This is a genomic window from Streptomyces sp. NPDC056480, assembly GCF_042795405.1.
Taxonomy (GTDB): domain Bacteria; phylum Actinomycetota; class Actinomycetes; order Streptomycetales; family Streptomycetaceae; genus Streptomyces.
This window is the reverse complement of record NZ_JBHTSA010000220.1, coordinates 1-5,886: the sequence shown is the minus strand read 5'-3', so window position 1 is coordinate 5,886 and position 5,886 is coordinate 1. Positions and strand designations below refer to the sequence as shown.

The 5,886-nt window shown below is 63.2% G+C and carries 4 protein-coding genes and 1 pseudogene; 3 read left to right on the top strand and 2 right to left on the bottom strand.

Annotation, left to right across the window (positions count from 1 at the left end):
• Positions 1-1,132: 1,132 nt before the first annotated feature.
• Positions 1,133-2,713, top strand: coding sequence for an MFS transporter (locus ACFQ79_RS40070; protein WP_383593168.1), 1,581 nt, complete (start codon positions 1,133-1,135; stop codon positions 2,711-2,713).
• Between the two features lie 832 nt (positions 2,714-3,545).
• On the opposite strand, the pseudogene ACFQ79_RS40065 reads toward ACFQ79_RS40070, so the two are convergent.
• Positions 3,546-3,832: pseudogene (locus ACFQ79_RS40065) on the bottom strand (transposase); the annotation flags it as partial.
• Between the two features lie 364 nt (positions 3,833-4,196).
• Positions 4,197-4,778 carry a sterol desaturase family protein gene (locus tag ACFQ79_RS40060; protein ID WP_383593165.1) on the bottom strand — a complete coding sequence of 194 codons (582 nt, stop codon included), beginning with the start codon at positions 4,776-4,778 and terminating at the stop codon, positions 4,197-4,199.
• 350 nt (positions 4,779-5,128) lie between these two features.
• On the opposite strand from ACFQ79_RS40060, the gene ACFQ79_RS40055 reads away from it, so the two are divergent.
• Together ACFQ79_RS40055 and ACFQ79_RS40050 are read left to right on the top strand one after the other, a co-directional pair.
• Entirely contained in the window at positions 5,129-5,509 is a 381-nt protein-coding gene (locus tag ACFQ79_RS40055) for a hypothetical protein (protein ID WP_383593163.1), read from the top strand.
• 71 nt (positions 5,510-5,580) lie between these two features.
• Entirely contained in the window at positions 5,581-5,796 is a 216-nt protein-coding gene (locus tag ACFQ79_RS40050) for a transposase (RefSeq protein ID WP_383593171.1), read from the top strand.
• Positions 5,797-5,886 lie beyond the last annotated feature (90 nt).

The window sequence follows — 5,886 nt, the reverse complement described above, 5'->3', positions numbered from 1 at the left end:
GGAATCACCACGCCAACGACCAGGGGCCCTGTCTCGTCACCACTCCCGCTGACCAGCCCATTTCACCCTCCAGCACAGGATGAAAGAGGCTCACTCAGCTGATGACCCTTGCGAAGATTCCGTCCGTCGCAGGTCTGGCGGGCCGACCGTGATGGCGACCGGCCGTGCTGCTGGCCGACCAGGGCTGCGGCCACGGCACGTGTCGCCGCCTCGTGTTCTGTTGCCGTAGCGGTTGGGCCCGGGGCATCAAACTGTTCATCGCCCGACGTGGCACGTCCCGCATCGCTCCGGCCCCGGCGTCCACCGCTGGGCCGTCAATCGCACCATCGCCTGGCTTCCGGCGCCTGCACGGCCGCTGGGAAACGACGCGACGACATCCAGGAAGACTTCCCCGGCCTCGCCACCTGCCTCATCACCCACCTACCGTCAACGCTCTTGCGAGGAACTCCTAGAGCGTGATGGATGTAATGAGGAGGTGCCACTCGTGGGACGGGCGAAAGCGCGTCAACGAATGGCTCGACGTGCAGACGATCTTGCGGTGGCTGACTTTGGGTAGCCTGCCGGAAGAAGTACGGGCGGAGCCCGGTCAGCAAGTTCCCCGAGAGCCTTTCGCCGCGTGTAAGGCCGGAGGGGCATCCGCGGCTTGCCAAGGGGCGACTCACCTGATCACTTGCAAGGGCCCTGAGCCGAGGCAGCGTATGCGACCACCTGGTTGATTCACACCCGCCCGCCTGTGTGTCACCGCCAATCTCGGCTCGCGGGCTGCAAGTGTGTGAGCGGGATGTCTGTCGCAGTGGCTAATGCCGCAGGGACACGCTGCGTCGTTGAGGAGCGCCATAGCTGAGGGGCCCGGGCTGCGTACAAGGAGGCTGGGTTTGGTTCGGCTGGCGCCGCCAGCCCGGCATCCCTACCTCTCGGCGGACACGCACCAGGTCCAGCGTTCTCTGTTCATCGTAAATCCCGCCGGGAGAAACCTGAATACTTGAATCTGGTGCACCAGGATCCAGGGAAGGCGTCTACACGGCAGACGTCCCTAGTGCGACTGATGACTAAGTGACCCTGCGTGCCCGCGAGTGTTCGATAGTAGTCCCTCAATAACGCCCTCGTGTAGAGATCGGGAGAATGGCCAGGCATGATGCTCCGGAGAGTCACGCTTGATGAGTTCGGAAGGGTCGCGAATCCGACAAGATTGCAGGTCGCGGTAATCATTGTCGCTACGATCTCCTTCGTCGAGATCGCCCCGCTACAGTACACGATGGTGTTTGCTGCAGTTCCTCAAATTGCACCCTCGTTTCCCGGGGTCGGTGCCAATATCAGCTGGATGCTTATCGTGTTCCTGCTGGTCGGCGGATCGCTTACACCCATCATCGGCAAGATGTCTGATATGTGGGGGAAGCGCCGTCTTTTGTTGGCCGTTGGAGTCGCGTTCTTTGCCGGCAACCTAATCTGTGCCGTGACAACCTCCTGGCCCGTCTTCCTGATCGGCCGGGGTGTAGCGGCATTGGGCTATGCAACCCCGGTCCTCGCGTTCGGGCTGTTCCGCGATATTCTCCCCCGCCGTTATGTTCCTATCGCGGTCGGCTCCGTTGCAGGGGGATTCGGCCTTGCTGCCCTTGCCGCCCCCCTTCTGGGGGGCTGGATTCTTGATCACTACAGCTGGCGCTGGCTCTTCTGGAGCATGATGATCTTTGTTGCTGTCGTGACTCCGCTGTTCTGGCTCACAGTTCCAGAGAGCACTCTCCGTCTGCGGCAGCGCCTCGACTTTGCCGGAGCGGCACTCCTGGCCTCGGGGGTGGCACTCGTTCTTCTCTATCTCGCGAACGGGGCCACGTGGGGATGGGGCAGCGGCACTGCGCTGGCCTGCCTGTTCTCAGGCCTGCTGCTTCTCGTTGCATTTGTTGTAACAGAGCACTTTGTGTCAGATCCCATTATCGACATGCGCCTGCTGTTCGACCCGAAGGTTTCGCTGGTGCTCGCCAATTCCCTTATTACGGCAGTCGGGATCGGGATCATGGCTTACTCGATCCCCTATATGACGCAATCTCCGACCCGAGAGCAGTTGAGTGACAGGATTATTCAAGAGCTGAATCAGAGTGCCCAGGCGTCAAGGGTCATGGAACATGTGGATGTAAATATCATCGGTGATATCAGTTTTGCCCTGGGGTTTACTCTGCTTGGCTTTGCCACTCATGTTGCGGTTTTTGCTTACGGGACCTTCAGTGTCGCGGGAGTGGGGACAGGGGCCTGGTCCAGGCGAGTGGGTCTCAGGATTCCCCTGATTACGGCAACGGCTACCCTTGCGGCGTCGGCTGTTCTGTTCCTCATCTTCAATCATACCTGGGGGCAGTATGCTGCAATCTCAGTTCTCCAGGGGATTGGGCTAGGAGCCTTCTATGCATCCATTCCAAATCTCATCGTCGAAGCGGTTCCGGCGGCCCAGCAGGGCATTAGCTCCGGAATGTATGGTGTGTCTAACGCAATGGGGATGTCTCTTGGCACGGCGATTGTAACTGCCTCTCAGAGTGCGAATCAGCTAATGTTTTCTGTTGACATCGAAGGAAAGTCAGGCCCTGTTCAGGCTATTCCACAGCTCTATACGGCCTCAGCCTACGATTTCTCGTTCTATGTGGCTGCCGCTGCCTGCATCATCGGTTTGATCATCGCGATCCTTATGCGTCATGGGCGTGCGCCTGCCGCTGGCGGCGCTCCCTAAAGAGTGTCGTACACCCGTGCCTTGCAGCCGCTGCGGCCGGGCGACGGGCGGGCCTGCGGCAGAATGCCGTCACGGGATCAGGGCCGCCTTGGTCCGATGGTCTTCATCGCTTCGCGCAGGGCCGGGGCGAGGGCGCCAGCTAGGCTGATCACATCGAGTACTCCAGGCGGGCAAGGTGCCTCTGACGATCGGGAAAGTGTCGTTGGCTGCAGCCAGGGAAGAGGGGTGGGCGAGCCCGGGCCGGATCCGGACCCAGGGGCGAGCGGCTACAAAGCCGTAGAAACGCGGTCGGTGACGCTGTGGGCGTCCCGAGCGCCGGGTTACCTGGAGGTGAACGGGCAGCTGGCTCAGGGTGCGCGGCTGTGCAGGCCATGGTCCGAGTGCATCCGGGCCAGCACCTGGACCGGAGGGTCCCCCGCAGGTGGGTGGGCCAGCCGGGGCGCGTCGTATCCGGCGATCGTGATGTCGAGAACGTCAGGTCCCCTGTTCTGCCACCGACCTGTGGTGATCAGTCGCTCGACTACCTCGCTCAACTGCCGGGCGGCGACAGAGGCTGTGTCGTCGCTCGGCGCCAGATCACAACACGTCCTCACGAGTTCGTGCACGGTAGGTGGTGAGACGTGGAGGACTTCAGCGGGATCGGTGCTCGCCTCTGTCGTCGAGGTTTCAGGTCCGCGGTCTGCTGGTGGCCGTCCAGGCCGGCGTCGGCCTGGACGGTGTCACTCGTGTGCTTGCGGTGGCCGAGGTGGCGGGCCACTGCCCGCCAGTTCTTGAGGGGGCGATGCCGTGCTCGACGCGGATCCGTCGTGGGGAATGTGCCTTGCGCTGCCGTCCTTGTGCGCGGCAGTTGCCGGACCAAGCCGTTGAGCTGGTGAACATGCCCTCGTCGCTCCATTTGGCGAAGTGGTCGCAGACCGTGGCCCAGCGCCGGAAGTCATGAGGGAGGTAGCGCCGCTGGAGGCCGCTCCGGTCCAGATACAAGATCGCGTCCATGATGCCGCGTGCAGATCGTGCGTGGGTGGCCGGCCGACGGCCAGGTTTCTGTCACGGGCGCTCGAAACGCCAGGCCCCAGAAACCGGCTCGATCAACTCCCAGCGGGCATTGGGTAGAACGCTCAGACACGGACGTCACCCGGCGCACGGCCGCGAACCGAACGCGCCCAGGCACACAGCAGCGGCGGGTAGAAGCGCACGACCGCGAAGACCAGGCATCCTGGGATGAGACAAGACCACGTCACCTTCCGACCCATCCGCGACCTCGCACGCGCAGGCACCGGCGGTCGTCATGACCTGACCTCACCCGAAGGCGCTCTTTCTGAAATCGTGCTACAGAAAGTTGCGTCCGGGCCGGGGGAGACCGCGCTGGAGGTGGTCTGGTCATGCCGGGCAGGCGAGGCTGCGCATGTGGGCGGCGGCTTGGGCTGCATGGTAGAGGAAGTTGCCGTGCCGTCGGCGGCGGCAGAACCGCGGCGCTGGACTGCCGTCACGCATCATGTTCCTGGCGGTGGAGCTCCGTCGCCCCCAGAGTCTTGACCGTGGGCGACGGCAGGACGGCATCTTTAGACGGGTTAGTCATAAGAATCTTGTCAGACAGTGGGGTGACGATGCCGAACCAATAATGCTCATTGCGGAAATGATGCAGGTAGTGCGTACGCCGGATCGATCGGTACGCCCCGCTTCTGGGTTTGTACGATGAGTGGATCAAGAAGTGTGTCCACTCGTAGGTACTCAAGAGGAGAAGTGACGCGGCAGTGCCGGTGAGCGCGGCCCGGGGACTCCGAAAGATCAGCATGCTTGCCGCAGCGATCCCGGCTACGAGAGCCAGAGCGGCATGGTCAGGGATGAACACAAGACCCGGGTCACGAGGATCCATATGGTGGCGACGGTGCTTGCGGGCAGCGAGAGAGTCGAATGTACGCCCCATAATCCTGCGGGGGCGTTGATGAAGAATGTGTGCGTGGACCGTCCACTCGACGAACGGCTCTACTGCTACCAGCGCTGCCGCGATCTCCGCATCACGGCGGGACCATCCTGCGCACAGGGCACGGGCTGCGATCGCTGCCATGGTGGCCGGGATGAGGATACGAGGGCTTGGGTACCGGGCGAAGATCCCTGCTGCTTCCTTCAGTGTCAGATCAGCGCTATGGAACCGGACGGGGGTCTGGCTGGTGTCAGCTGATCTCATGAATCCTCCAGGTCAGTTCTCAGGGCGCGCTGACGTTCTGCCACACATGTGGCCACAATGCTCTGTATCCGGTGGCTCGCGACAATCAAGGCCACGTGATAGCAGGTACTGTGCCTGAAGTCCACGATGCTGGCTTGCGACGCGCACTTCGATGACGTCCGGGCCGCCGCTGGTGATTCCACGAGTGCCCGTCCGTTGTCGGCCCGGCCTGGCCGCGGCGGCGGCCCGACATGTTGCTTGCCGACCCGGGCGGCGGCCACGGCAAGCAGCACTGCCGCCTTGTCTGGGCTCAAGGCAGCAAACCGGTCACCGCCCGGCACGGTGTTGCGCATGTCTCCGGCCCTGGCGTCCATCGCTGGGCCGTCGAGCCGACCATTACGCGGCCCCCACGGTTACCGCTGCATCCACTGGCCTCGCGGCGGGGCTCAGAAGCGTTACAGCCCGGTCGACGGTGCACGGCCGGGCAGCAGCCGCACGTCCTCGTCGACGGCCAGGGCATCCAGCCTGCGGTGTTGTTGACCGGCGGGAACCGCAACGGTGTCACCCAGCTGATGCCGCTGCTGCGGAAGATCCTGCCGGTCACCGGTCTGGCCCGCCGGCCAGACCGGTGACCGGCACGCTTCTGGCCGACCGCGGCTACGACCACGGCAAGTGCCGCCGCCTGGTCTGGGCAAACGGAGTCATGCCGGTGATCACCTGCCGCAGTGTCCCGCGCGGCTCCGGCCTCGGTGTCCACCGGTGGGCCGTGGAACGGACTATCGCCTGGCTCCACGGCTTCCGTCGGCTCCGCGTCCGCTGGGAGCGACGTGACGACATCCACGAAGCCTTCCTCGGCCTCGCCACCTGCCTCGTCACCCACCGACGTCCAACACCTCTTTTCTTTGTCAGAACCTCTTAGACGTCGTTTCTTATGGTGTGATCGTTCGTTGAGCCGTGCATGACGGATCTCATCGAGCGGTTGGTGCCAGACGAGTTATGGGTCTTGTTC

What these genes read in the sequence shown, in the direction of transcription:
- ACFQ79_RS40050 (WP_383593171.1), top strand. Translation starts at nt 5,581, where the DNA reads ATGCCGGTGATCACCTGCCGCAGTGTCCCGCGCGGCTCCGGCCTCGGT.
- ACFQ79_RS40070 (WP_383593168.1), top strand. Translation starts at nt 1,133, where the DNA reads ATGATGCTCCGGAGAGTCACGCTTGATGAGTTCGGAAGGGTCGCGAAT.
- ACFQ79_RS40055 (WP_383593163.1), top strand. Translation starts at nt 5,129, where the DNA reads ATGTTGCTTGCCGACCCGGGCGGCGGCCACGGCAAGCAGCACTGCCGC.
- ACFQ79_RS40060 (WP_383593165.1), bottom strand. Translation starts at nt 4,778, where the DNA reads ATGGCAGCGATCGCAGCCCGTGCCCTGTGCGCAGGATGGTCCCGCCGT.